This is a genomic window from Archangium primigenium (assembly GCF_016904885.1).
GTDB classification, from domain to species: Bacteria; Myxococcota; Myxococcia; order Myxococcales; family Myxococcaceae; genus Cystobacter; species Cystobacter primigenius.
Window position 1 is genome coordinate 1,142,170 of the sequence record NZ_JADWYI010000001.1, and the last position, 24,084, is coordinate 1,166,253.

Genomic DNA, 24,084 nt, shown 5'->3' on the forward strand with positions numbered 1-24,084 from the left:
TCCCCTCCGGGAGGTGGCGATGGCGCACGTGAAAGAGCAGCGGCCGTGGAGCCTCGAGGTGGTGGGGGCGTCGTCGGAGGAGGAGGCGCGCGAGGAGCGCGCGCGGGCGGCGCGTCCGCCCGTGACGCGCACGCCGCCGCGGGTGTGGCCCCAGGTGTCGCAGGCGGACGTGGGTCGGGTGGTGCGCCGGCTGCGGCGCGACCAGGCTCAGGACGCGACGCGCTCGGGCTGCGCGTGAGCGAAGCCCTCCATCGGCTGCTCGATGGCGGGCAGGAGGACGCGGAAGACGCTGCCCTGGTTGGGGTGGCTCTCCACGGAGATGCGCCCGCCCTGGGCGGTGACGATGCCGTGGCAGATGGACAGGCCCAGCCCCGTGCCCACGCCCACCGGCTTGGTGGTGAAGAAGGGGTCGAACAGGCGGGTGAGGTTCTCCGGGGGAATGCCCACGCCCGTGTCTTGAATCTCCACCAGCACCTGGCCCGCGCTCATCGTCGTGGTGACGCGGATTTCGTTCTGGGTGGCGTTGCCGTGGGGAATGGCCTGGGCGGCGTTGACGAGCAGGTTGAGGAAGAGCTGTCCGAGCCGTGAGTCATTGGCGTAGACGGGCGGCACGGTGCCGTAGTTCTTCACCAGCCGCGCCCGGTGGCGGATCTCGCTCCGGGCCATGTTCGCGCACGAGTCCAGCACGGTGTGGATGTCCACGGAGCTGCGCTTGTCGTCGCCCCCGCGCGAGAACGTCTTCAGGTCGCGCACGATGTCGCGCACCCGGTTGCCGCCGTCGATGGCCTCGCGCAGCGCCTGTTGGATTTCCCGGCCCTGCTCCCCGGACATCACCTCCACGCTCGGGCAGAGGGCGCGCACCTCGGTGTCCACGAAGTGCAGGTTGCTGAGCATGTAGGCCAGCGGGTTGTTGATTTCATGGGCCACGCCCGCGGCGAGCGTGCCCAGGGACACCATGCGCTCGGTGGCGAGCATGCGCTCCTGCACCGAGCGGCGCTCGGTGATGTCGCGGGTGATGGAGGCGATGGTGGGCAGGCCCTCGAACACGAGCGACACCGTCATCACCTCGCCCACGGCCTGACGGCCCTCCAGGTGGCGGAAGCGGGCCTCGCGCGGCACACCCGCGTGGCTCGTCACCGTGAGGGCGCCCTCCTCGCCGGGCAGGACGAGCTCGGACACGGGCAGTCCGCGCAGCGACTCGGGGCTCGCGTGGCCCAGGAGCGTGGCGGCGGCGCGGTTGGCGAACAGGAGCGTGCCGGCGCGGTGCAGGAAGATGGCGTCCGGCGAGTGGTCGATGAGGGTGCGGAAGCCCTCCTCCATGCGCCGGCGGGTGGACTCGGCGCGCTTGCGCTCGCCGATGTCCACGAACGTCACCACGCTGCCCACGCGCTCGCCCCCGCGGCTCACCGGGTGGCTCCAGTACTCCACGGGCACGTCGCCGCCCTGGCTCCGGCGGATGAGCTCGTCGTCGCCGTGCATGGCGTCCTCCTCGCGGAAGGCCGCGCACACGCGGCAGTCCCCGGCGTCCTCGGGGCTGTCCGGGTGGATGATGGCGTGCAGCGAGCGGCCCAGGAGCGCCTCGGCGTGCTCGTGGCCGGACAGCCGCAGCGCGGCGCGGTTGCAGAAGGTGCAGTGGCCCTCCAGGTCCAGTCCGAAGATGGCCTCGGCGGTGGAGTCCAGGAGCGAGCGGATGCGCTCCTGGCTCTCCTGGAGCTGCTGGTTGCTGCGGTCCATCTGCTCGGCCATGTCGTCGAAGGCGCGGCCGAGCAGGCCCACCTCGTCCACGCCCCTCAGGCCCGCGCGCGCGTGCAACTCGCCCTGGGCGAGCCGGTGCGCGGTGGACACCAGGCGTTGGATGCGCCGGCCGAGCACCACGTGCACCACCAGCCCCATGAGCGCCGCGAGCGAGCCCATCACCACGCACGAGCGCGCCGCCCAGCGCTCGGCGGCCACGCGCCGCGCGAGCTTGTTGCTCGTCAGGTCCTGCTGCAGCACCAGCAGGCCCACCTTGTCCCCGCGCTGGCCCGAGTGCAGGGTGACGGGGTAGTAGCCCACCACCTGCTGGCCGTCCTCGCTGACCTGCACGCTGCCCGCCATGCGCTGCCGCGCGTGCTGCATGCGCTGCAGGTGATGGGGCCGGGTGAGCTCCGTCCAGGCCTCGCGCACCGGGTGGCCGATCTGCGCGAGCCGGATGGAGGCCATCACCGCGTGCTCGTCGTCGATGAGCAGGCCCTGCTGCAGCGCGGAGTTGGAGCCCAGGGCGGCCACCTCCTCGTGCACCGCGGCCAGCTCGCCGATGCGCAGGAGCCGCTCGAGCGTGCCCTGCAGGTACGTCATCTGCAGTGTCATCTCCGCCACGGCCTGCTGCTCGGTCTGGTGGTCTCCCTGGGCCACGTCGCTCTTGAGCGTGAAGAGGCCGAAGCTGGTGGCGGCGATGACGAGCAGGATGGGGATGAGCCAGCGAACCGAGAGGAAGCGGTGCCAGAAGGCCATGGGGGCGTGGCGGTTCATGGCAGCACCCGGGCGAGCGGCTCGGCGTTGAGCAGGCCCACGGAGTCGGGGGGCTCGGTGAGCAACTGGTTGCGCACCATGGTGGTGCCCAACTGGCGGATCATCTCCTGCAGCCGGGGCTTGTGCCCCATGAGGTGCAGGCGCTGCTCGTGCACCCCGGCCAGCTGGATGCCGTCGAGCGTGCGCTGGAAGCGCTCCGCGTCGAGCCCCAGGCGCGGCACCAGGTGCTGGCTGGCGCTGTCGGGCTCGCGTTGGTAGTGGGCGAGGGCGGCGAACCAGCCCCGCAGGAGCGTGTCCACCTGCCGGGGCCAGGTCTCCAGCGCCTCCTGCCGCACCACGAGCACGTCCACGAACTCGCCGGGCAGCTGCGAGCTGTCGAAGAGCTGGCGCATGGCCCCGCCCGCGAGCAGCCGCGTGCAGTGGGGACCCGAGGTGAGGACCGCGTCCACCCGGCCCCGCTTGAGCGCGGTCTCCTGGGCGGCCTCGGAGAGGATCTGCTCGCGCAGGTCCCCCGGCTCCAGGCCGCCGCGCTCGGCCAGCCGCGCGAGCAGGTAGTTGCTCGAGGCCACGCCCGCGTGGGCCACGCGCTTGCCCTTGAGCCCGGAGATGGACTCCACCTCGGCGCGCGCGATGAGGCAGTCGGCGCTGTTGGAGGAGTCGAGCATGAGCACCACCTGGGGGCGCTGGCCCATGTTCTCGAAGCGCAGCGCCTCGAGCAGCGGCACCGTCGCCGCGTCGATGACGCCATTGCGAAAGGCGCGCGCGAGCTGGTGCGTGGAGGTGAACTCCACCAGGTGGATGCTCTGCGGGGGGTAGAGCTCGAGCTGCCGCGCCAGGTAGAGCGGCTCGCTGCCCGCCCACGGGTAGGTGCCCACCTTCAAGGGCCGGTCCGGCACGCGTGTACACGCGGAGAGCAGCAACAGCACGGCGGCCGTCCATCCAACGCTTCGCATGTCCTCAACCCCCCCGGGCGCGTCACTCCTCCCGAGGAGGTTTGACGCACCTGACATCATAGGGAGCGCTCAAATACTGGAAAAGCAGTGTTCCCCGGCGCGCGCCGCGCAAGGATGTGAATCCGACACAATTTCCCAAGCGTAGAGGCGCGCTGGCCAACAGCCCGCGCAGGCGCGCTGTAGTTTTGCCGTGCGGCTGTGGGGGAGCGGCTACTTCTTCTTGTTGAGGAAGGCGCTGAAGGCCTCGCGGGCCTCGGTGGAGGACAGCCGCTGGATGAAGAGCTGGCCCTCGCGCGAGAGCGCGTCGTCGACCTGGGCGCGCAGGGGCTCGCGCAAGAGCTGCTTGGTGAGGCGCAGGGACTCCTGGGGCTTGGCGGCGAGCGCGGCGGCGCGGCCCTTCACCCAGGCGTCGAGCTCGGCCGAGGGGACGACCTTGTTGATGAGGCCGGCGCGCAGGGCGGTGGCCGCGTCGAAGGGCTCGCCGAACATGAGCAGCTCCGCGGCGAGCGCGGTGCCGGCGATGCGCGGCAGCAGGACACTGGAGGCGCCCTCGGGGCTCAGGCCCAGGTTGATGAAGGGCATGCTGAAGGCGGCGCGCTCGCTGGCGGCCACGTAGTCGCAGTGCAGGAGCAGCGTGGTGCCGATGCCCACCGCCACGCCGTCCACGCCGGCCACCACCGGGCGGGTGTGGTGCGCGAGCGCCTTGAGGAAGCGGAAGACGGGGCTCGACTCGCCCGTGGGCGGGTGCTCCAGGAAGTCCTTGAGGTCGTTGCCCGCGGTGAAGGCGCCGCCCGCGCCCGCGAGCACCACCACGCGCACGTCGGCGTTGGCGTCGGCGTCGAGCAGGGCCTGGGTCGCCGCTTCGTACATCTCGCCCGTGAAGGCGTTCTTCTTCTGCGGCCGGTTGAAGGTGAGGGTGAGGACTCCGGCTTCCAGGTGGGTCAGCAGCGTGTCGGACATGGCGGGGACTCTAACGCGCCGCGCCCCGTATGCTGCCCTCATCCCTCCGGAGGCCCCCATGAAGCGTCTGCTCCTCGGTCTCGTGCTCCTGTGCGCCGCGTGTGGCACCGCGTCCCGCCGTGTCCCCCTGGTCCACCCGGAGGTGCGCCCCGGGTCCCCGACCGCGCCCCCCGCGTCCAGCCCCCTCTACGTCTTCCAGGGCGTGGACCTCTTCGGCGTGCGCACGCTGCCCCGCGAGGAGCTGCTCGCGCTGTTCTCCCTGCCCGCGCCGGGCACCGCGCTCGACCCCAGCCAGCCCGCGTTCATCGAGCCGCTCATCGCGAGCAAGCAGCGCCTGCTCGCGGCCCATCCCTGGCGGCTGTGCACGGTGTCCATGACCCAGCTGGACACGCACGAGATGTTCGTCACCGCGGACGTGGTCGAGGCGGGGGACGCCTGGCGCATGCCCTTCCTCCCCGCGCCCGAGGGCGACGTGCCGGATCCGGAGGGCCTGCTCGCGGCCTGGAAGGACTACCAGACGCGGGTCTGGGCGCTCCAGCGCGAGGGGGCGCTGCCCCAGTTCGGCACGGGCGCGTGCCGGGCCCAGGTGTGCCACGCGGGCTTCGCGCACCCGGACCTGGCCCCGCGGGAGCCGCGCTTCGTGGAGGGCGTGCCCCGTCAGGCCGAGGCCCTGGTGCGCGTGCTGCGCGAGGACCGGGACGCGGGCAAGCGCTCCACCGCCCTCTTCCTGCTGCCCTACGTCACCTCACCCGAGTGGCTCCTCCAGGCGGTGCTGCCCTCGGTGAAGGACGCGGACTCCGGGGTGCGCAACGAGGCGCTGCGCATCCTGGGCGCGATCCAGAAGGGCCAGTCGCGCGCCCTCATCCCTCTGGAGCCCGTGCTGGAGGCGCTCTGGTATCCGGTGACGAGCGACCGCAACAAGGCGGGCTGGGCGCTCGTGGCGCTCGTTCAGGCGGAGGGGCCCGCGCGGCGCGAGCTCATCCTCGAGCGCTCGGGCGAGGCGCTCTTGCAGATGTTCCAGATGAAGAACGCCGTGGACCACGAGCCCGCGCACGACGTGCTGGCCCTGCTCGCGGGCCAGGACCTGGGCGAGGACGTGGCGGCGTGGCGCGCGTGGCTCAGCGCCGCTCGGAAGTGACGCGGCAGATGGCGTCGGCGAGCAGGGGGGCCAGGCTCACCACCTGATGCTGGAAGGGCAGGGCGCGCGTGAGCGGCACGCTGTCCGTGGAGATGAGGCGGCGGATGGGCACCTGGTGCAGCCGCTCCACGGCGGGGCCCACCAGGAGCGCGTGGGTCGTCACCACGGTGATGTCCGGGGCGCAGCCCGCCTTGAGCACCGTCTCCGCCGTGGCGGCGATGGTGCCCGCGGTGGAGATCATGTCGTCCACGATGATGGGGCGCAGGCCCTCCACCTCGCCGACGAGGCCCCGCACGCTCACCTCCGAGCCGCTGGTGCGGCTCTTGTGCACGATGGCCAGCGGCAGCCCGAGCTGACGCGCGTAGCGCTCGGCGAGCTTCACCGCGCCCAGGTCCGGCGACACCACCACCGCGCCCGGGCCCGCGTGGGGCCGCGCCGCCTCGGCCAGGAGGTGCGAGGGGTCCAGGTGCTCCAGCGGCATGCCGAAGCAGCCCTCCAGGGAGGGCGTGTGCAGGTGCACCGCCACCATGCGCTCGAAGCGGCCGCGCTCGAGGAGCTCCACCACCAGCTTGCCGCCCAGGGCCGCGCCGGGGTGCGGGCGCCGGTCCTGCCGCGCGTAGCCGAAGTAGGGCACCACCGCCATGAGCCGCGCCGCGCCCGCGCGCCAGCACGCGTCCGCCATCAACAAGAGCTCCAGCAGGTTCTCCCCCACCGGCGGCACCGTGGGCTGCACGAGGCACACGTTGCGGCCTCGCACGTCCTCCTGGATCTCCACGTATTGCTCGCCATCGGGAAAGCGCTCCAGGTGCACCCGGCCCAGGGGCCGTCCGAGCGCGCGGGCGAGGGCTTCACCCAGGGGAAGGTTGGCACCGCCACTGAGGATGGTGAGTTCCATGGCCGCACATCATCTCTCAATCCGCCGGGCTCGGGGTAGAGTGCCCGGCACATGCCTTCCTCTTCCGTTCCCCCGTGCTTCGTCTGGCTCGATCTGGAAATGACCGGACTGGACCCCGACGACTGCGCCATCATCGAGATTGGTGTCATCATCACCGGCCCGGATCTGGTGCCCAAGGCGGAGATCGAGCGCGTCATCTGGCAGCCGGACGAGGCGCTCGCGCGCATGGAGCCCATCGTGCGCGAGATGCACACGCGCAACGGCCTGGCCAAGCGCGTGCGCGAGTCCCAGATGTCCCTGAGGGTGGCCGAGCGGGAGGTCACCGCGCTCGTGTCGCAGTACTGCGACGTGGGCGAGGGCATCCTCTGCGGCAACTCCATCCACACCGACCGGCGCTTCCTGGTGAAGTACATGCCGATGCTCGAGCGCTACCTGCACTACCGGCAGGTGGACGTGTCGAGCCTCAAGGTGCTGGCCAACGCCTGGTATCCGGACAAGGTGGCGCAGCGCAAGATGGCCTCGGGCCACACGGCGCTGTCCGACCTGCGCGCGAGCATCGCCGAGCTCTCGCACTACCGCACCCATCTCTTCGTTCCCCCGCCGACCGGCGGGGCCTGAGGCCTCAGGCGGGCGTCTTGCCGAGCTCGGCCGTCACGGTGTCGAGCAGGTCGTCCAGCTCGAAGGGCTTGGCCAGGAAGCGGCTGCCGTGCAGCTCCGACTTGCTCACGCGTCCCGCGCTCATCACCACCACGGGGATGGTGCGCAGGGACGGGTCGTCCTTGAGCCGGCGCAGCATCTCGTGGCCGTCCATCAACGGCATCATCAGGTCCAGCAGGATGAGGTCCGGCCGGGCCTGGGCCACGTGCTTGAGTCCCTCCACGCCGTTGGCGGCGGTGGTCACGTCGTAGCCTTCCACGGAGAGGATGTCCGTGAGGGCCTCGAGGATGGCCACCTCGTCGTCCACGATGAGCAGCTTGCTCATGGGCGCTCTCCTTGCCGGGTCATGGCGATGCCCGCCGAGGAGATGGTGAATTCTCGCTGGGAGGAGTCGTAGTCGCTCTCACGCATCTTGAGGATGGACAGCAAGCGGTGCACCGGAGGGCGCTGTTCCACATAGCGGAGCAGCACGAGGTTGTCGATGAGTGCTTCCAGCCCCTCGGGAGGCCCCGGGGAGGTCCGCTCGAAGAGCAGGGGCGTGCGTTGGGTGAGGATCGTGGTGACGCCGTGCCCGCGCAACACCGAGAGCAGCGCCGTGATGAAGGCGAAGGCGCGCGCGGGCGGCATCGGCGCCAGGATGGGGCTGAGCCCATCCAGGAAGAGGCGGCGGGTGCGCTGGCGCTCCACGATCGCGAGCAGTTCGTGGGCGCGGGCATCGGCGAGCACCTCCACCGACGAGCGCGTCTCCACGGCGAGCAGCCCCTGCGCGAGCGCGGGCTCGGGCAGCAGGTCCACGCCGCGCGCCTTGGCGAGCAGCCGCGCGCGCGTCTCCATGAAGCCGTAGTAGAGGCTGGGCTCGCCCTGGCGCACGCCCTCGGCGAGGAAGTGCAGCCCGAGCATCGTCTTGCCCGAGCCGGGCACGCCGCACAGCAGGGTGGTGGAGTGCGGGGGCAGCCCGCCATCGAGCATGGTGTCCAGCGGACCCAGCCCGAAGCCCAACCGCGCGGGCGGCGCCTCGGGCTCCTCGGGCGGCTCGGGGTAGAGCGCCTCCACGCGCGGATACACCACGAGCCCCCGCGGGGTGATCTCGAAGCCGTGGCGGCCGGTGAGCTGGGCGTCGCCCCGGAGCTTGGTGACCTCCACCTCGCGCACCGCCTGGAGGCCCTCGCGGTGCATCTCCAGCACCACCACGCCATCCACCATGGCGAACTGGGGATCGGCCGCGTTGGAGGTGCGGTTGGTCAGTACCAGCGTGGTGCAGCCGGCCAGCGCGTTGTGCACCCCCAGGGCGTGGAGGAACTCGCGGAAGACGAGCACCGAGGCGGCCACCTCCTGGGCGGCGAGCAGCCCGTCCACCACCAGCACCGAGGCCTGGTGCTCGCGCACCGCGCGGTAGAGCAGGCGCGAGAGGCCCTCCAGGCCCTCGGCCTTGAGCGTGGCGTAGCCGCTCACGTAGTGCAGCGACTGGCCGATCACCTCGCGCTGGAAGAACGTCATGCCGCGCAGGTGCGACATCATCCGGCCGTGGGACTCGGACAGCATGGTGACGAACACGGCGCGTCCACCGCCCGCCACGTGCGAGAAGCACAGCTGGTTGCCCAGCACCGTCTTGCCCGTGCCCGGCGCGCCCGTCACCATGTACGTGCCGCCGTGCAGCCAGCCGCCATGCAGCAGCGTGTCCAGCCCGGCGCAGCCCGTGGCGACCCGGCGGGGGGCCTCTTCACTGGTGTCGATCTGGCTCACGTCACCTCACCCGACTCCTCTCGCGCGCGCACACTAACGGGTCGCGCCATACCCAGGGACCCTTTCCGTTGGGAGTGTCGAAAGGTGCCCGAACAGTCCAGGGAGTGTAGGGTCCCCGACAGTCTCGAGGGCGGGGAAGTTGTCGTCCCCCGGTGCCGGGACTTCATGCCGTCATCACCGAGGAGGACAGACACCGTGGGGATCGTGCGCATCCTGGGCTTCATGCTCGTCGTCGCCAGCACCGTGTTCCTGGTGAGCGCCTGGCGCGCCACCGACTCGTTCCTGGAGCAGGCCACGCAGAAGGTGACCGGGCGCTACTCGGACCGGACCCAGCGCGACCTGGCCATCGGAGGCGCTGGGGTGGTGGGCGGCGTGCTGCTCATCGCCGTGGGCGGCGGGCGGCGGCGCCGCTAACGCGCGAGCAGGCGGGGCAGGGCCCGGCGCAGGTCCGGCTGGGGCCCGATGTGCCGGGTGCCCGTCTGGGGCGTGCCCGTGGCGCGCAAGAGCTCGCGCATCACGCGCGGGCGCACGGGACCCTGGCCCGAGGCCAGGGCGGCGCCCTGCAGCGAGGCCACCGCGCCGGCCACGATGGGGGCGGCGCTGGAGGTGCCGCTGAACGTGGCGGTGTAGGCGCGGTTCTCGTTCGCGCCGGCCAGGTCGCCATAGCCGAGCGTCACCACCTTCTCGCCCCAGCTGTGCACGTCCACGCGGCTGCCGTGGTTGGTCCAGCAGGTGGGGGCGTGGTTGGTGGAGGCGCTCGCGCCCACCAGGATGGCGCCCGAGTCGCGCTGTGAGCGGTCGAAGGCGCCGCGGTAGACGGGGTCATCCAGATCCACCCCGCCGTTGCCGGCCGCCTCCACCACGTGCACCCCGTGCGCGGTGGCCTGGGCGATGGCGTCGAAGTTGGCGCGCCAGTACTCCAGGGGCACGGAGTTGCACTGGCTCTGGTTGCACGCGCACGTCTTCACCGCGCGCGGGCCGGGGGCCTGCAACTCCACGAGCACCACGCCGCCGCGGCCCACCGCGCGCGCCGCCTGGTGGATGGCGCTCGCCATGCTCTGGGTGGCGATGCCCTGGCTGCCCACCCACGCCTCGTGGGCGATGCCGGTGACGCCGTAGCCGTTGGCCTGGCTGGCCACCACGCCGAGCACCGCCGTGCCGTGGTCACGCCACTCGGTGTCCGCGAAGGTCGTGCCCCCCTGGTGGAAGAAGGTGGGCAGGTCCTCGTGGCGGGTGTTCCACGCGCCCTCCACGTCCACGAGCTTCACGCCCGCGCCCCGGCCGCCGGGCACCGTCCAGGCGTAGCGCGCGTCGATGCCCGCGGGCGCCCCGTCCAGGTAGCCCTGGCGCGTGTCATGGCGCGCGCTGGCGGGCACGCGGCTGTCCTCGCCCGCCACGCTCGCCGCCCACATGACGGGCTCGGCGTAGGCGATCTCCACGCTGTCCATGGCGTTGAGCCGGTCCACCAGCTCCTGCACCTCGGCGGCCGTCATGCCCGGCTCCACCGGCACCTCGTAGTAGAGGTCCAGGTCCGCCATCTCCTTGCCGCTGCGCTCCTCGGCCTGCTGCTTGCGCTGGGCCAGGTCCGTCTCTTCCTGACGGAAGAGCCGCCCCGGAGTGCCCCAGCGCCGCGAGCGCTTCATCTCCCGCTGGGCGTCGCCCAGGTCGCGGTCCAGCCGCTGATCGTTCAGCCCGTGGCGCGCCATGCGGCCGCGCTCGTCCTGGCTGCGCTCGCCGCTCATGGCGCGGATGAGGCCCTGGCGCAGCCGCACGCGCGTGCCCTCCTGGAACTTCACCACCACGCGCTCCACGGGCGTCTCCGCGTCGAGCTCGGGGCTCGTGGGCTTCACCGTGGACAGCCGGGGTTCCAGGACCTTGACGCCACTGGCCCCCAGGGCGGGCGCCGCGAGCAGACACGCGCCCAACACCATCGCGCGCGCCATGAGGGAGTCAAGACAGGTGGCCTTCATCATCCATCCTTGCGAAACGTTGCGGGGACGAGGGCCGGGGACCTCCCCGGCTCCTCGGATTACTGGAGCGGAAAGGCACGCCTTGTTATCAGAAATTTGACGCTAAGGAAACATGACGGCCTGATCGGGTTTTCCAGGACTGAACGTCGGCACGCGCTCAGCCCCCGACTCCCCACCCCACCGCGAGCAGGCCGGCGAGGCTCGCGTAGAGCGGGACATTGCAGGCGAACGTGATGCGGTTGATGCGCTGGAAGCGCGCCTGCTCCTCGTCGGCGAACCAGATGCCGTCCTCGCCGGTGGTGCGGCCCTCCACGGCATGGAAGAAGAGCGCCGCGTAGAGGATCTCGATGACGAGCGTCACCGTGACGAGCCCGAGCAGGCACAGGGCCCACAGGTCCAGGGACGTGGGCGGGGCGTCGCGGCGCAGGGCGTAGCCGCCGAGGCCGCCCAGCACGAGCGCGAGGCTGAGCGCGTCATGGGTGATGCCGTAGGGCGGGCGCCAGTTGCGCGTGACGTAGAGCATGTAGAGCTCCGCCCCGCCGCGCGCCCACATGAAGGCCGCGAAGCCGCCGAGCACCCAGCGCAGGTGGGGGTGCAGGCCGGCCTCGCTCGCCACGAGCGGGCAGAGCAGGAACCAGACGAACACGGCGTAGAGCAGCCATGCGAGCTTGGGCGGGGAGATGCGGCCCCCCTGGGCCTTGTTCACGTTCTGTCGGCGCCAGAAGAGCAGCCCCACGAGCGAGCACAGGCCAACGAGACACACGAGCAGGACGCGGGAGAGCGGAGAGAGCATGCGTGGCCCCATGGTGAGCAGGCTCGCGAGGTTGGATGCAAGCCCCCGGGCGCCCTGGACAGGGAAGCGGGGCCACGGCAGGCTCGCCGCGCGCCTCGGAGACACCCCGACATGAACGCAGAACAGCCGACAGCACGCCCGGTGCGGCCCCAGGCCCTCCGCTGGGGATGGGTCTTTCCGAGATGGAACGATCCCCGCATCCCCTTCGCCGCCATCCTCACCCTGTATGGCGTGCTGGGCTTTTCCTTCTTCGGCTTCAACCGCAGCCCCTGGCAGATGGCCGCCATCGTGGTGAGCGGCGGGGTGCTGGACGCGGGGCTCACGTGGCTCTTGCGCCGGGAGAAGGTGTTCCCGCTGAGCGGCTACATCTCGTGCTGCTCGCTGGCGCTCCTGCTCAACTACTCGCACTCGAGCTGGCTCTTGCTCTTGCCGGTGTGGCTCACCATCGGCTCCAAGTACGTGCTCACGTTCGAGGGCCGCCACGTCTTCAACCCCTCCATGTTCGGGGTGGCCACGTCGCTCTTGTTCACGCGCGAGCTCATCACCGCGGCGCCCGCCTACCAGTGGGCCAATGGCGAGGTGGCGCTCAGCGCCTTCATCGTCATGGCGGCGCTGGTGCTCTTCTTCTTCCGCGTGGGCCGGGGCTGGCTCGTGGTGAGCTTCCTCACGTTCTACGCGCTGCAGACGGCCCTGCGCGCCTACATCATGCGGCACCACCTGCCCCCGGAAGTGCTCTTCCTCGGCACGCTCGGCTCGCCGCCCTTCTTCATCTTCACCTTCTACATGATCACGGATCCCGGCACGTCGCCCGCGCGGCCCCGGGATCAGGTCCTCCTCGCCTTCGCGCTCACGCTGGTGGACCTGGTGCTCCACCTCAAGGAGAGCGTCTTCACGTTCTTCTACGCGGCGCTCACCTGCGCCACGGCGCGCTTCCTCTTCCTGCATGGCCGCTCCCTGTGGCGCAAGGGCGGCCGGGCGTACCTGGCGGGCCTCTTGTCCCCGGGGCCGCTCCAGCGCCTGGGCGCGGTGGGGGGCCTGGGCGCGGCGCTCGTGGCGGGCTACGTGTTCGTGGTGGCCCCCGCCGAGCAGGCCCGGCCCTTGCCCTTCCACATGGAGCGCCTGGAGGCCGCGCACACGGGGCTCGGCTCCACCATGGGGGACGTGCTCACGCGGGTGGACCCCCGGGTGCTGCACGTGTCCAAGTGGGTGCTGAGCGTGGGGGACGCCGTGGCCGCCGGGGACTATGACGGCGATGGCAAGCTGGACCTGTTCCTGGCCAACCCGCTCAAGGCCGACGGGGATCGCGCGGCGCTCTACCGCAACCTGGGGGACCTGCGCTTCGAGCGCGTGCGGCTGCCCGTGCTCGACGCCATCGCCGCGAACTTCACCCGCGAGGGCTCCGCCTCCGGTGGCACCTTCGTGGACTACGACGGGGATGGGGATCAGGACCTCCTCGTCGCGGTGGCCTTCGGGCCCTCGCGGCTCTTGCGCAACCTCCTGCGCGAGACGGGTCAGGCCACCTTCGAGGACGTGACCCAGAAGGCCGGCGTCGGGGACCACTCGGTGAGCATCGCCGCGACGATGCTCGACTTCGACCGGGACGGGCACCTGGACCTCTTCGTGGCCAATGCCCTCACCACGCACCTGCCGGGCTATGCCACGCCCACGCCCTTCAACCTCTTCCAATTGCCCGCGCCCGAGTACCCCGGTGACCGCCGCATGCTGCGCTTCATGCACAACGGCTGGCACGACGCCAACAACGGCGGGCTCAACGCGCTCTACCGCAACCGGGGCGATGGCACCTTCGAGCGCATGGACCCCACGACCCTGGGCCTCACCGAGACGCGCTGGTCGCTCGCCGTGAGCACGGTGGACCTGAACCAGGACGGGTGGACGGACCTGTACATCGCCAACGACTTCGGGCCGGACGAGGTGTACCTCAACGAGCAGGGCCGCCACTTCCGCCGCGTCCGGGGCTCGCTGTTCGGCGAGGTGGGCAAGGACACCTACAAGGGCATGAACGCGTCCGTGGCGGACTTCGACCGCAATGGCTGGCTGGACGTCTACGTGTCCAACGTGCACCACGCGCTGCAGGCCGAGGGCAGCCTCCTGTGGATGCTGTCGCGCGGGGAGGACGCCTTCGTGCCCTCGTTCAAGGACGAGGCCACGTTCCGGGGCGCGCTCAACGAGAAGCGCTTCGGCTGGGGCGCGGCGGCCGGGGACCTGGACAACGACGGGTGGCCGGACCTGGTGCAGGCCAATGGCCATGTGGACGATCGGTTGGATCACCTCATCGACACGGGCAACAAGGACTACTGGTACGTCAACCACAAGCTGATGCAGTCCGGCCCCGAGATGCACACGTACGCGGACAAGTGGGGCGACATCCGCGGGCGCACCGTCTACCCGAACGAGGCGCGGCGCGCGTACCTGAACCTGGGCGACGCCAAGCCCGGCCACTTCGTGGACGTGGCGCGCGAGCTGGGCCTCGATGATCCGGACAACTCGCGCGGCGTGCTGCTCGCGGACCTGGACGACGATGGGGACCTGGATGCCGTCATCACCAACCAGCACGGGCCGGTGTCTGTTTACCGCAACACGCTGATGCAGGGCGCGGGTCGGGACACGGCGCACTTCGTGGGCCTGTCCCTCGAGGGCAATGGCACGAGCACGAGCCGCCCCGCCGTGGGCACGCGCGTCGTCGTGTCCTACGAGGACGCGGGCCAGCGCGTGGAACAGGTCCAGGAGGTGGGGCTGCTCGGGGGCCTGGGCGCGTCGGCGGATCCCCGTCTGCACTTCGGCCTGGGGCGCCACACCGGGCCGGTGACGGCCTCCATCCACTGGTACGGCGGCGAGGTGCAGCGGGTGCAACTCGAGGCCGATCGCTACCATGTCGTCCGCCAGGCCTCGGCCACGGCGAACCTGCTCGACGCCCCCTAGAGGAAGAAAGTCCACGTCATGCTCTCCGCCTTGAAGGGGGCCACGGTGGCCCGGGACGCGCTCACCGAGCGGCAGCGCGCCCAGATGTTGTCCCTGATGCAGGTGTGCTACGCGGGCGTGAGCGCCGAGCGCTTCGCCCGGGACCTGGACGACAAGCAGTACGTCATCCTGTTGTCCGCGAGCCGCACGGGCGAGCTGGTGGGCTTCAGCACCCTGCGCGTCGTGGAGGAGCGCATGGGGGGCCGGGCGGTGGAGATCGTCTTCTCCGGCGACACCGTCATCCACCCGGACTACTGGGGCCAGAAGGAGCTGCAGGTGCGCTTCACGCGCTTCCTCCTCCAGCGGAAGCTGCGCCAGCCGCTCAGGCCGCTGTTCTGGCTGCTGCTCAGCGGGGGCTACAAGACGTACCTCCTGGCGGTGAACCACTTCCCCCGCACGGTGCCGCGCCATGACTGGGAGCCCCCGGCCGAGCGGCGGGACTTCCTGAACGCGCTGACGGGGCGGTGGTTCGGCGAGCAGTTCGACGCGGACAAGGGCACGGTGCGCTTCGCGGACACGCACTACCGGGTGCGCGAGGGCGTGTCCCCCATCGATCGGGAGGCGGCGCAGCACCCGCACATCGCCTACTTCGCGCGAAAGAACCCCGGGCACGTGGAGGGCGAGGAGCTGGTGGTCCTCGCGGAGCTGCGCGCGCGGGACGTGGCGTGGGCCCTCACGGGCTTCCTGGTGAAGCAGGCACGGCTGTGGACACGCCGAGGCCTCAAGTGGATGGGCGTGGGGGCGCGGGCATGATCGTCTCGGGGTTGATGGCGGCGCAGGCCTGGTCGGCCCTGCGCTTCCATCGGGCGCTCGCGCGGCCCGAGCGCGCCCAGGCCGGGTGTCTCGCGCGGGTGCTCGACGCCGTCTCCGGCAGCGCCCAGGCGGCCCGGGTGCCGGGCTTCTCCCGCGTGCGCACCGCGCGCGAGTTCCAGGACGCCTTCCCCCTGACCACGCCGGACTCGGTGCTCGCGGACATCGAGGCCCTCAAGGGCGGCGCGTCGCGCGTGCTCACCCGCGAGCCCGTGGTGCGCTTCGAGCCCTCGGGGGGCTCCTCGGGCGCGTCCAAGTTCATCCCCATGACCCGGGGCCTCTCGCGCGAGTTCCACGAGGGGCTCGCGCCCATGCTCTTCGACATGTTCGCCACGCGGCCCGGGGTGCGCGCGGGCCCGAGCTACTGGTCCATCTCCCCCATCGGGCGCAAGCAGGGGCGCACCGCCGGCGGCACGCCCGTGGGCAGCGTGGAGGACTCGGCCTATTTCCCCCGGCCCCTCCAGCCACTGCTCGCGCGCGTCTTCGCCGTGCCCGGCGCCGTGGCCCATCTGCCGGACGTGGAGTCGTGCCGGTACGTGACGCTGTGGTTCCTCGTGGCGCGCGGGGACCTGGCGCTCTTGAGCGTGTGGAACCCGAGCTTCCTCACCCTGCTCATGGACGCGCTGGAGCGGCACGGCGAGCGCCTCGCGGAGGATCTGGCGCGGGGCTTCTGCCGGCCACCGGGCGCCGAGCGTGAAGAGGTGCGCGCGGCGCTGGCCCGGATGCGCTTCTCGCCGCATCCGGAGCGGGCCCGGGTGCTGCGCGAGGCGCTGCGCGCGGACGTGCGAGGCCCCGTGCTCTGGCCCCGGCTCGCGCTCCTGAGCATGTGGACGGAGGCCCAGGCGGAGCGGGCCGTGGCGCCCGCGTGCCGTCACTTCCCCGGCGTGGAGGTGCAGGGCAAGGGGCTGCTCGCCACCGAGGGCATCGTCACGCTGCCGCTCGTCTCGGCGCCCGCGCCGGTGCTCGCCGTGCGCAGCCACTTCTTCGAGTTCCTCGACCCCGCGCACCCCGAGGCCCGCCCCCGGCTCGCCCACGAGTTGGAGCAAGGGCGGGAGTACGCCGTGGTGCTGTCCACGTCCGGGGGGCTCGTGCGCTACCAGTTGGGCGATCGGGTCCGGGTGGAGGGCTTCCACCAGGCCACGCCCTGCCTGCGCTTCCTCGGGCGGGCGGATGCGGTGTGCGATCTGGTGGGCGAGAAGCTGTCGTCCTCCCGCGTGTCCCACGTGCTCGCCACCACGCTGCCGGCGCTGCTCGGCCAGCGGCCCGCCTTCGCCATGATGGCGCCCGAGTGGGAGCCGCCCGCCGCGCCCCCCGAGTACCGGCTCTTCCTCGACACCGACGCGCCCCCCGCGCGGCTGGAGGAGGCCGCCCACGCGCTGGAGCGTGTCCTGTGCGAGGGCTTCCACTACCGCTACGCCCGGGAACTCGGGCAGCTCGGCCCCTTGCGCGTGCTGCGCGTCTCCGGGGGCGCGCGCCGCTACGAGGCCCGCTGCATCGCGCTCGGCCAGCGGGCCGGCGACATCAAACCCGCGGACCTCCACCGGCAGCCCGGCTGGACGAACTGGTTCGCTCTGTGAGGACGTGCCTGTCATGAGGAATCCCGCCGACGTGCCGGCGCTCGCCCCGGCGCCCGTGCCCACCGTGGATCTGGAGGCCGAGGCGGACCTCGCCCGCTGTGGCGCGCTCAAGGACCACTGGTACGTGGCGTGCCTGTCCTCGGAGCTCACCCGGCGCGCGCCCCTGGCGCGGACGTTCTTCGGCACGAACGTGGTGCTCTTCCGGGACGAGCGCGGCCAGCCCGTGGCCCTGCGCGACCGGTGCCTGCACCGCAACGCGCGCCTGTCCGCCGGGGCCGTGTTCGACGGCCGCCTGGGCTGCCCGTACCACGGCTGGGTGTATGACGGCTCGGGCGCGGTGGTGGAGGTGCCCAGCCTGGGCCCGTCCCAGTGCGGCGAGTCGCTCGACGCCCGGGGCCATGCGCGCGCGGGGCTCCAGGTGCGGCCGTGCGACCTGGGCCGGCTCCAGCGCTTCGACACCCTGGAGCAGGACGGCCTGGTCTTCGTCTTCCCGGGCGGCGACTCCCAGCGTGCCCGCCGGCCCGCCTTCCGGGTGCCGTTCTGGGGCCAGCCCGAGTGGAGCGTCTACTTCATGGTGACGCGCTTTCCCAACGGGGTGACCAACCTGGTGGAGAACTTCATGGACGTGCCGCACACGGTCTTCGTCCATGCCGGGTGGTTTCGCGACACGGCGCGCAAGCGCGTGCCCGCCACGGTGAAGCGCTCGGAGGGCCGTGTGCTCGTCACCTACAAGCAGGCGCAGGACACGGTGTCGGGCCTGGGCCGCCTCTTCAACCCGAGCGGCATGCCCATGGTGCACACGGACCACTTCATCTCGCCCAACGTCACGCGCGTGGACTACCTCTGGGGCGAGCGCAGCGGCTTCGTCATCAACTCGCAGATCACGCCCATCGGGCCGATGGACAGCCTCGTCTACACGGCCATCAGCTACCGGCTGCCGTATGATCTGCCGCGCTCGCTCGTGGGCCACGCGCTCCAGCCGCTGGTGCGCTGGTACACCACGCAGGTCATCACCCAGGACGTGGACATCATGCGGGTGCAGCGCGAGGGCCTGCTCAACGGTCCGGGCGGGGGCGTGTTCTCGGGAACCGAGGCGGACCTCCTGCACTCGGACATCGAGGCGTACCGCCGCTGGCTCCGGGAGGGGGGGCAGGGAGCGGGCCCCCCGGACGCGGAGCGGGACATCGCCTTCTGGATCTAGAAGGGGGCGTCCATGAGGAACGTGGCGTCGTCCTCGTAGATGAGGCCCGCGCCGCCTTCCACGAAGAGGTCGCCATCGTCCTGGCGCAGGAAGGAGCCGGGGTAGGCGCAGGACTCGAAGCTCAGCTCGTAGGCGTCCGCCAGGCCGGGCCGGGGGCAGAACGTCGCGTCCTCGGCGAACGTGAGGCCGGGCGCCGCGGCGTCCAGGAAGACCTCGCCGCCGTCGTCGTTGAGGTAGTGGCCCGGGTAGTTGGCGGACTCGAACGAGATGCAGCGGTTGTCGGCCAGGCCCGGGACAATGCGGAACGTGGCGTTGTCACCGTCGAGCGCGGAGTACACGGGGGCGACGATGCCGCGGCCCTGGTAGTGGCGGATGTACTCGTTGGGGTAGGAGAAGGAGGCGAAGGAGTAGTAGCCGCCGCGCTCCGCCGTCAGCCCGACGAGGCCCGAGTTGCCCACGCCCTGGAGCGAGGGGCAGCCCGCGTAGACCGGCGTGTCGACCAGGTTGTTCCGCGGGGTGTGTCCCCCCTCGATGATGCAGCCCGGGAGGGCGGCGACGGAAGCGAACAGGGACACCGTGCGGAGGATGCGCGAGGAGAAGAGGGAGGCCATGGGGCGGGTTCCTTCGTGCTGCGTAGTTGTTCCTCAAGACGAGGGCTTCCCGGAATTATTCAAGGTCGTGCGAGCGGAGGCCAGCCGGGCTGGCAATGTGCCTGGGCGACTCTGGCGTCTTGCCAGGATGGACGCTCGGCTGGCGCCGCGCCCCGAGGACGGCGAGGCCGGGCATGGGCCTTGCTCCCGGGGGCCGTACCCCGATGGACGCCCAGGGAGCGGTCCCTGGTTCCGCTCCCGGTGAGGAGTCTCGTGGCGATGAAGGCGTGGGTCGCGGTCATGGTGCTCGGAGTGGGTCCGCTGGTGGGATGTGGGCCTTCCAAGGAAGTCATCCGGGCGCGGGCGGAGGTCCGGGAGGCCCGCACGGAGACGGAAGAGGCGCGCGGGGAGCTCAAGGCCCTGCGCACGGAGAACGCCACGCTCAAGGGCCGCGTCAAGGACCTGCGGGCGGAGGTGGAGTCGGCCCTGCAGGAGCGTGACGAGGCGCGGCGCGAGGCCGCCGAGAAGGCCGCGCCCGCCGCGCCCGCCAAGAAGCCCGGCCGCAAGTAGGGGGCCTGGCGCGTCGGGGGAGGGGGTTTGGGTTACAAGCGGCGGGTGCCTCCGCCTCCCTCTCCCTCCGATGCCCCCACCGGTGTCCGCCAGCGCCTGCTGTCCATCTTCGGCGGCTCGGTGGGCAACCTCATCGAGTGGTTCGACTTCTACATCTACTCGGCCTTCTCGCCGTACTTCGCGCGCTCGTTCTTCCCCAACGACAACCCCCTGGTCGAGCAGCTCAACACGGCGGGGGTCTTCGCGCTCGGCTTCCTCATCCGCCCCATCGGCGGCTGGCTCATGGGCATGTACGCGGACGTGCGCGGGCGCCGCGCCGCGCTGACGCTGTCCGTGTCGCTCATGTGCCTGGGCTCGCTCGTCATCGCGCTGTGTCCCACCTATGCCCAGGTGGGCCTGCTGGCGCCCGCGGTGCTCATCCTCGCGCGGCTGCTGCAGGGCCTGTCGCTCGGCGGGGAGTATGGCACCAGCGCCACCTATCTCACCGAGGTGGCCACCTCGCGCCACCGGGGCTTCTACAGCTCCTTCCAGTACGTCACGCTCATCATGGGGCAGTTGCTCGCCACGCTGACCTTGCTGGTGCTGCAGCGGCTGGTGCTCACCGAGGCGCAGCTGGTGGCCTGGGGCTGGCGCCTGCCCTTCCTCCTGGGCGCGGGCCTGGCGGTGTTCGGCTTCTACATGCGGCGCAACATGGTGGAGACGGAGGCCTTCCGGCGCGAGGCGGCCCGGGGCCCGGTGCCCAACCCCATGCGCGAGCTCCTGCGCCACCCGCGGGAGATCGCCCTGGTGGTGGGCCTCACCATGGGCGGCACGCTCGCCTTCTACACGTACACCGTCTACATGCCGAAGTTCCTGGTGGGCACCGTGGGGCTCTCGCGCGGCGAGGCCACGCTCATCTCCGCGGGCTCCCTGTTCCTCTACATGCTCCTGCAGCCGGTGCTGGGCTTCGTCTCGGACAAGGTGGGCCGCCGGCCGGTGCTCCTGGGCTTTGGCGTCCTGGGCACGCTCTTCACCGTGCCCCTGCTCACGGCGCTCATGCACACGCGCGATGCCTTCACCGCCTTCCTGCTGGTGATGGCGGCGCTCGTCATCGTCTCCGGCTACACCTCCATCAACGCGGTGGTGAAGGCGGAGCTGTTCCCCGCGAACGTGCGCGCGCTGGGCGTGGGCCTGCCCTACGCCCTCACCGTGTCCGTGTTCGGCGGCACGGCCGAGTACGTGGGCACCCGGCTCAAGGTGGCCGGGCACGAGACGTGGTTCTTCTGGTACGTGACCGGCTGCATCTTCTGCTCACTGCTCGTGTACGCCTTCATGCGCGACACCTCCCGGCAGCACCGCTTCGCGCCCGAGGACGCCTGACGGGCGCTACTCGATCATCTCGCGGATCTTCGCGGACAGCACGTCGATGGCGAAGGGCTTGGTGAGCATCTCCATGCCCTCGTCGAGGAACTCGCCGCGCACGGCGGCGCGCTCGGCATAGCCGGTGATGAAGAGCACCTTGAGGCCGGGCAGCTTCTGGCGGGCGATCTCCGCCAACTGGCGCCCGTTGAGGCCCGGCAGGCCCACGTCCGTGATGAGCAGATCGATGCGCTCCATGTCCGCGAGCAACGGCAGGGCCGCGCGTCCGTCCTCCGCCTGCCGCACGCCGTAGCCCAGGTCCGTCAGCACGTCGTGGACGAGCATGCGCACCGCCGGATCGTCCTCCACCAGCAGGACATGCTCCCCGGGCTGTGCCTTCTTCACCTCGAGGGTCTGCTTCTGCTCGTCAACCACCTGCCCCCGGTGCCGCGGCAGGTACAGCTTGAGGGTCGTCCCCCGCCCGAGCTCCGAGTAGATGCGGACGTGGCCGCCGGACTGCCGGGCGAAGCCGTAGATCATCGACAGGCCGAGCCCCGTGCCCGCGCCGATGGGCTTGGTGGTGAAGAAGGGCTCGAAGGCCTTGGCGATCACGTCCTCGCTCATGCCCGTGCCCGTGTCCGACACGGAGATGACGACGAAGTCGCCCGCCCGGAGGCCGTCGACGTGCTGCACGTAGGCCTCGTCCAGGCGCGTGTTCGTCGTCTCGATGGTGAGGCGTCCCCCGCCGGGCATCGCGTCCCGCGCGTTGATGGCGAGGTTGAGCAGCGCGCTCTCCAGCTGGTTGTGGTCGGTCATGGCGGGCCAGGCGTCCGCGTGCCGCACCACCTCCAGCCCGATGCTCTCCCCGAGCGTGCGCCGGAGCATGTCCTCCATGCTCGCGACGAGCGCGTTGACGTCGACCGGCCTCACGTCGAGCGACTGCCGCCGCGAGAACGCGAGCAGGCGCTGGGTGAGCCCGGCGGCGCGCTGCGCCGAGCTCCTCGCGGCCTCGATGTAGCGCGGGACCCGGTCCATGCGCCCCTGGGCCAGATGGTGCTGGAGCAGCTCGAGCGGGCCAAGCACGCCGGTGAGCATGTTGTTGAAGTCGTGCGCGATGCCGCCGGTGAGCTGCCCCACCGCCTCCATCTTCTGGGCCTGGCGCAGCGCCTCCTCGGCCTTCTCCCGCTCGCGCAGGGCCTGGGCGATCCGCTGCTCGAGCGTGTTGTTGGCCTGCGCGAGCGCCTGCTGGGCGCGCACGCGCTCGGTGACGTCGTAGCCGCCCACGAAGATGCCCACGACCTCGCCGCTGTCGGCGCGCAGCGGCTGGTAGAGCAGATCGATGTAGCGCGGCTCGCGCTCGCCCGCGAGCTGGATGGGGAGGGCCTGACCGGAGAAGGGCTTGCCCGAGGTGTAGACCCCGTCCAGCAGCTCGTAGAACCCCTGGCCCTCCAGCTCTGGAAACACCTGTCGCACCGTCCGGCCGAGGAACTGGCGCGGGCCGGAGATGGTGATGTAGGCGTCGTTCACGTACTCGTAGACGTGGGTGGGGCCGGCCAGCAGGCCCACGAACCCGGGCATCTGCTGGAGGCTCAGCCGCTGCCGCTCCATCTCCCGCACGAGGCGCCGATCCGCGAGCACGCGCGCGGTGGTCTCGTTGGTGAAGATGAACAGCCCGGCGACGTCCCCGTTCGCGTCGAGGACGCGCGAGTAGGAGAACGTGAACCAGGTGTCCGCGGCGCCCCGGTCGGTGGCGAGCTTCCACGGCAAGTCATTGAAGCGCTGGCTCTGGCCGGCGAACGCATCGTCGATGATGGGTCTGGCCTGGGCCCACGCGTCCGCCCACACCTCGTGGAAGGGCGAGCCCATGGCCCACGAGAGCCGAGGCCCGAGCAGCGGGAAGTAGGTCTCGTTGAAGAAGAAGGTCAGCGCCTCGCGTCCCCACGCGAGAATCATCGACTCGGGGGAGTTGAGCACGGTGCTCAGGGTGGACTTCAAGCTCTCCGGCCAGTCCTGCGGCGGGCCGAGGGGATGGTTCGTCCAGTCGCGCGCCAGGATGAGGCGGGTGGCCTCACCCCCGCCGGCGAGGAAGCGCAGCCGAGGCGGGAGCGAAGCGGGGTCACGGAAGCAGTCGGAGATCATGCGTGCTGGAGCCGGCGGTCCTCGGAAAGCGGGGTGAAACCACGGCGTGGATGAACGCCGCGGTGCCGCTCATACGAGGTGCGCCTCGTGACCGCCAGCGGGGAGTCTCTCCACCCCCCCCGCCCGCGCTCCCTCCAGCGACGGTTGCCGGCCGCGATGTTGGAAAGCGGCCATCCCTCCGGAGGGGAGGGGAATCAGAACTGGTTCTGGCGCGCCTGCTCGAAGGGCACCCGGTGCTTCATGTACATGGTGTCGAGCATGTGGTTGCTGATGAGGTTGGCGTTGCCGTCGGTGAAGCGGTGCACCACGGCGCCCCGGCCCGCGTCCTTGAGGAAGGCCAGGGGGTCCACGCTGCCGCCCAGGCCCGTGAGCGTGGGCACCGCGTCCGCGTCGTTGATGTAGTGCACGTACTGGGGGCCGTTCGGGTAGCGCGTGGACGCCGCGCCGAACGTCTCCACGCTCAGCTTGCTCATGAGCTGCTCGGCCTGGCCCTGGGACATGCCGTCCTCCAGCCGCAGCCGCTGCTGCACGTCATTGAGCGCGCGCGCGGTGATGAGGCCGCCCTGGCTGTAGCCCATCAGGTGCACTTCCCGGCCCGCCTTGAGCTCGCTGTAGACGGTGTCCGCCAGCGAATCCACGGCCGGGTTCTTGCCCTTGTCCAGCTTGTCCGTCACGCACTGGGCCAGGTCCGCCACCAGCCCCTGCGTGGCGTTGTGCACGCCCACCACCTTGGCGCCCGAGCGGTCCGCGATGGACTGCATCTCGCGCAGCTGGCCCTCGGCCGGCGTCATGATGCCGTTGGTGTAGAGGATGGTCTTGTTCGGGTTCGGGTTGTTCTTGGGCGTCACGCCGGGGATCTGCCCGAGCGGCGTGCCCGCCGGGTACTGCTGCCCCCGCGCGCCCAGCAGCGCGCCATCCGCCATGCGGTCCGGCTTGGCGTCCCCGCCGAAGATGCGCCCCAGCTCGCGCATCGTCGTGGCCTCGAAGACGTCCTTGCCCATCTCGAGGTTCTTCGGGATGTCCTTGATGCCGTCGAGGATCGCCTTGCCCAGGTCGAGCGGGTTGAGCAGCGACTTCTGCGCCGCGACGCCCGGGGCCGACGCGCTGGTCGCGGGGGGGCTCTTGGGCTGCGCGCTCCGGTTGGGATTGATGACGGTCATGGGCGTCTCGGTCGGGCGAAAAGGGGGATGAAATGCTTAATTTGTCTATATTGTCGTACATGCCGGGGCGGAGTTGCTACAGGTCGGCATGTCGCGGTGC

At 71.2% G+C, this 24,084-nt stretch carries 21 protein-coding genes; 10 read left to right on the forward strand and 11 right to left on the reverse strand.

Annotation, left to right across the window (positions count from 1 at the left end; all coding sequences use genetic code 11):
• Positions 1-19 precede the first annotated feature (19 nt).
• On the forward strand, positions 20-238 hold the full coding sequence (locus tag I3V78_RS04935) for a hypothetical protein (protein WP_204485158.1): 219 nt from the start codon (positions 20-22) through the stop codon (positions 236-238).
• Here the strand turns inward: I3V78_RS04935 and I3V78_RS04940 are convergent.
• The 3 genes from I3V78_RS04940 to I3V78_RS04950 all read right to left on the reverse strand — a co-directional run bounded on the left by I3V78_RS04940 (position 208) and on the right by I3V78_RS04950 (position 4,424).
• Positions 208-2,511: a PAS domain S-box protein gene (locus tag I3V78_RS04940; protein WP_204485159.1), complete on the reverse strand. Its 2,304-nt coding sequence runs from the start codon at positions 2,509-2,511 to the stop codon at positions 208-210. The two genes, I3V78_RS04935 and I3V78_RS04940, sit on opposite strands and share 31 nt — an antisense overlap.
• Positions 2,508-3,464: an ABC transporter substrate-binding protein gene (locus I3V78_RS04945; protein ID WP_204485160.1), complete on the reverse strand. Its 957-nt coding sequence runs from the start codon at positions 3,462-3,464 to the stop codon at positions 2,508-2,510. The genes I3V78_RS04940 and I3V78_RS04945 overlap by 4 nt, the downstream gene beginning before the upstream one ends.
• Before the next feature lie 210 nt (positions 3,465-3,674).
• On the reverse strand, positions 3,675-4,424 hold the full coding sequence (locus tag I3V78_RS04950) for an enoyl-CoA hydratase (RefSeq protein WP_204485161.1): 750 nt from the start codon (positions 4,422-4,424) through the stop codon (positions 3,675-3,677).
• A 58-nt stretch (positions 4,425-4,482) separates the two neighbouring features.
• Here I3V78_RS04950 and I3V78_RS04955 point away from each other — a divergent pair, with 58 nt between their 5' ends.
• Positions 4,483-5,562 carry a HEAT repeat domain-containing protein gene (locus I3V78_RS04955; protein ID WP_204485162.1) on the forward strand — a complete coding sequence of 360 codons (1,080 nt, stop codon included), beginning with the start codon at positions 4,483-4,485 and terminating at the stop codon, positions 5,560-5,562.
• On the opposite strand, the gene I3V78_RS04960 is transcribed toward I3V78_RS04955, so the two are convergent.
• Positions 5,543-6,457: a ribose-phosphate diphosphokinase gene (locus I3V78_RS04960; RefSeq protein WP_204485163.1), complete on the reverse strand. Its 915-nt coding sequence runs from the start codon at positions 6,455-6,457 to the stop codon at positions 5,543-5,545. The genes I3V78_RS04955 and I3V78_RS04960 overlap by 20 nt on opposite strands.
• 51 nt (positions 6,458-6,508) lie before the next feature.
• Between I3V78_RS04960 and orn the strand changes: the two genes are divergently transcribed.
• Positions 6,509-7,075, forward strand: coding sequence for an oligoribonuclease (gene orn, locus I3V78_RS04965; protein WP_204485164.1), 567 nt, complete (start codon positions 6,509-6,511; stop codon positions 7,073-7,075).
• Between the two features lie 4 nt (positions 7,076-7,079).
• Here orn and I3V78_RS04970 read toward each other — a convergent pair whose 3' ends face one another.
• Positions 7,080-7,439 carry a response regulator gene (locus tag I3V78_RS04970; protein ID WP_204485165.1) on the reverse strand — a complete coding sequence of 120 codons (360 nt, stop codon included), beginning with the start codon at positions 7,437-7,439 and terminating at the stop codon, positions 7,080-7,082.
• On the reverse strand, positions 7,436-8,857 hold the full coding sequence (locus I3V78_RS40105) for an ATPase domain-containing protein (RefSeq protein ID WP_204485166.1): 1,422 nt from the start codon (positions 8,855-8,857) through the stop codon (positions 7,436-7,438). The genes I3V78_RS04970 and I3V78_RS40105 overlap by 4 nt, the downstream gene beginning before the upstream one ends.
• 195 nt (positions 8,858-9,052) lie before the next feature.
• Between I3V78_RS40105 and I3V78_RS04980 the strand changes: the two genes are divergently transcribed.
• Positions 9,053-9,271 (forward strand): DUF3185 family protein, encoded by a 219-nt coding sequence (locus tag I3V78_RS04980; RefSeq protein ID WP_204485167.1) that lies wholly within the window; start codon positions 9,053-9,055, stop codon positions 9,269-9,271.
• Here I3V78_RS04980 and I3V78_RS04985 read toward each other — a convergent pair.
• Together I3V78_RS04985 and I3V78_RS04990 are read right to left on the reverse strand one after the other, a co-directional pair.
• Positions 9,268-10,800, reverse strand: a complete 1,533-nt coding sequence (locus I3V78_RS04985) for a S8 family peptidase (protein WP_239576299.1) — start codon at positions 10,798-10,800, stop codon at positions 9,268-9,270. The genes I3V78_RS04980 and I3V78_RS04985 overlap by 4 nt on opposite strands.
• A gap of 184 nt (positions 10,801-10,984) precedes the next feature.
• Positions 10,985-11,620, reverse strand: coding sequence for a hypothetical protein (locus I3V78_RS04990; RefSeq protein ID WP_204485169.1), 636 nt, complete (start codon positions 11,618-11,620; stop codon positions 10,985-10,987).
• Between the two features lie 111 nt (positions 11,621-11,731).
• On the opposite strand from I3V78_RS04990, the gene I3V78_RS04995 reads away from it, so the two are divergent.
• From I3V78_RS04995 to I3V78_RS05010, 4 genes are read left to right on the forward strand one after another with little or no spacing between them, the layout of a single operon-like run.
• Complete coding sequence (locus I3V78_RS04995) at positions 11,732-14,560, forward strand: CRTAC1 family protein (RefSeq protein WP_204485170.1); 2,829 nt, start codon at positions 11,732-11,734, stop codon at positions 14,558-14,560.
• A gap of 18 nt (positions 14,561-14,578) precedes the next feature.
• Positions 14,579-15,352 carry a hypothetical protein gene (locus tag I3V78_RS05000; RefSeq protein WP_204485171.1) on the forward strand — a complete coding sequence of 258 codons (774 nt, stop codon included), beginning with the start codon at positions 14,579-14,581 and terminating at the stop codon, positions 15,350-15,352.
• Entirely contained in the window at positions 15,349-16,986 is a 1,638-nt protein-coding gene (locus I3V78_RS05005) for a GH3 family acyl-acid amido synthetase (RefSeq protein WP_204485172.1), read from the forward strand. The genes I3V78_RS05000 and I3V78_RS05005 overlap by 4 nt, the downstream gene beginning before the upstream one ends.
• Before the next feature lie 13 nt (positions 16,987-16,999).
• Positions 17,000-18,187 (forward strand): aromatic ring-hydroxylating oxygenase subunit alpha, encoded by a 1,188-nt coding sequence (locus I3V78_RS05010; protein WP_204485173.1) that lies wholly within the window; start codon positions 17,000-17,002, stop codon positions 18,185-18,187.
• Here the strand turns inward: I3V78_RS05010 and I3V78_RS05015 are convergent.
• On the reverse strand, positions 18,184-18,798 hold the full coding sequence (locus I3V78_RS05015) for an AbfB domain-containing protein (RefSeq protein ID WP_204485174.1): 615 nt from the start codon (positions 18,796-18,798) through the stop codon (positions 18,184-18,186). The two genes, I3V78_RS05010 and I3V78_RS05015, sit on opposite strands and share 4 nt — an antisense overlap.
• Positions 18,799-19,056: 258 nt before the next feature.
• Between I3V78_RS05015 and I3V78_RS05020 the strand changes: the two genes are divergently transcribed.
• Entirely contained in the window at positions 19,057-19,347 is a 291-nt protein-coding gene (locus I3V78_RS05020) for a hypothetical protein (protein WP_204485175.1), read from the forward strand.
• A 27-nt stretch (positions 19,348-19,374) separates the two neighbouring features.
• Positions 19,375-20,706 carry an MFS transporter gene (locus I3V78_RS05025; protein ID WP_239576300.1) on the forward strand — a complete coding sequence of 444 codons (1,332 nt, stop codon included), beginning with the start codon at positions 19,375-19,377 and terminating at the stop codon, positions 20,704-20,706.
• A gap of 6 nt (positions 20,707-20,712) precedes the next feature.
• On the opposite strand, the gene I3V78_RS05030 is transcribed toward I3V78_RS05025, so the two are convergent.
• Entirely contained in the window at positions 20,713-22,824 is a 2,112-nt protein-coding gene (locus tag I3V78_RS05030) for an ATP-binding protein (protein ID WP_204485176.1), read from the reverse strand.
• A gap of 194 nt (positions 22,825-23,018) precedes the next feature.
• Positions 23,019-23,984: a hypothetical protein gene (locus I3V78_RS05035; protein ID WP_204485177.1), complete on the reverse strand. Its 966-nt coding sequence runs from the start codon at positions 23,982-23,984 to the stop codon at positions 23,019-23,021.
• Positions 23,985-24,084 lie beyond the last annotated feature (100 nt).